Source organism: Roseateles sp. P5_B10, assembly GCF_056400485.1.
The window spans coordinates 1-1,551 of sequence record NZ_JBFULE010001051.1 but is presented as its reverse complement, the minus strand read 5'-3'; the positions used below and the strand labels follow the sequence as shown (position 1 = coordinate 1,551).

2 protein-coding genes are annotated in these 1,551 nt (G+C 71.1%); both read left to right on the top strand.

Features of this window, described 5'->3' with window-relative positions; translation table 11 throughout:
* Positions 1–1,066: patatin-like phospholipase family protein (locus tag AC1DU6_RS30700; protein WP_477861871.1), on the top strand; the 1,066-nt coding region annotated here is incomplete at its 5' end.
* The coding region (locus AC1DU6_RS30695; RefSeq protein WP_477861869.1) for a cyclic nucleotide-binding domain-containing protein at positions 1,063–1,551 on the top strand (489 nt) is incomplete at its 3' end. The genes AC1DU6_RS30700 and AC1DU6_RS30695, both read left to right, overlap by 4 nt.

Sequence of the window (1,551 nt, the reverse complement as noted above, 5' to 3'; positions counted from 1 at the left end):
CCTCAGCGAGACGCAATGCCTGGTGCAGCGCCCGCCACGAACGGAGGCCGACGAGATCCTCGTGCTGCTGCACGCGGCCGACACGCCGGCACCGCGCGGCACGGCGGCCTGGCTGGCGCGCCGGCCGGTGGCCGATCATTTCCACGTGCGCCCCGCGCTGGCAGGCGACCTGGCCCGCCTGGCACGGCTGCAGGCGCGCCGCGCGGTCGGCCTGGTGCTGGCCGGCGGTGGCGCGCGCGGCTTCTCGCACCTCGGCCTGCTGCGCGCGCTGCAAGAGCAGGGCGTGGTGGTGGACTGCGTGGGCGGCACCAGCATGGGCGCGGTCATGGCGGCGCTGGCCGCGACCGACCAGCCGCTGGCGCACACCACGGCCGTTGCGCGCGAGGCCTTCAAGGTCAACCCGACCGGTGACTTCAACCTGCTGCCGCTGATCTCGCTGATCCGCGGCCGGCGCCTGCGCGGCATCCTGGACCGAGCGCTCGGCCGGCTGGCCGGCCCGGGCGCCGGCATCGAGGACCTGTGGAAGCCTTTCTTCTGCGTGGCCACCAACTATTCCCAGGCCAGCGAGGCCCTGTTGACCCACGGCCCGCTGGAGCGTGCGCTACGCGCCAGCACGGCCATCCCCGGCGCGCTGCCACCCGTCGTCGTCGATGGTGACCTGCTCTGCGACGGCGGCAGCTTCAACAACTTCCCCGTCGACGTGATGCGTGCGCGCCGCGGCGTGGGCCTGGTCATCGGCGCGGACCTCAGCCTGCACAAGGCCCGCAAGCTCGACTTCGACGAGGTGCCCGGCCCCTGGGCGCTGCTGCGCGACCGCTGGCGCGCGCGCTCGCGGCGGCGCTACCGGCTGCCCGCGCTGTCGGCCTATCTGCTCAACGTGACCATCCTCTACAGCAGCTCGCGCCGCCGTGCCGCGCAGGCCGCCTGCGACGTCTATTTCAATCCGCCGCTGGAGCGTGTCGGCCTGCTGGCCTGGCAGCGTTTCGACGCCATCGTCGAGCAGGGCCACGCGCATGCGCTGACCGTGCTGGCCCAACCCCAAGTTCAGGCGCTGCTCCAACCATGACCGACACCCTCGCCACCATCCTCGGCTTCATCGGCGCCACGCTGATGCTGGCCAGCTATCTGATGAAAAGCATGCTGCCGCTGCGCATCGCGGCGCTGACGGCCTGCTGCTTCCTCGTGGCCTATGGCGCGCTGAAGTCGGCGCTGCCAACGCTGCTGCTTTATGGCGCACTGATCCCGATCAACATCAAGAAGACGTTGCAGATCAGGAAGCTCGTCAAGGCCATCGAGAACGCGCGCGACGGCACGCCAGTGTCCGAGTGGCTGCTGCCGCACATGCACCGCCGGACCGTGAAAGCCGGCACCACCTTGTGGCGCCAGGGCGATGCCGCCACCGAGATGCTCTACCTCGACACCGGTACGCTGCGGCTGGCCGAATACGACGAACTGCTGCCGCCGGGCAGCCTGGTCGGCGAGATCGGCCTGTTCGCGCCCGACAACCGCCGCACGCTGACGCTGGAGGCTCCGGGCGATTGCGTCGTCTAC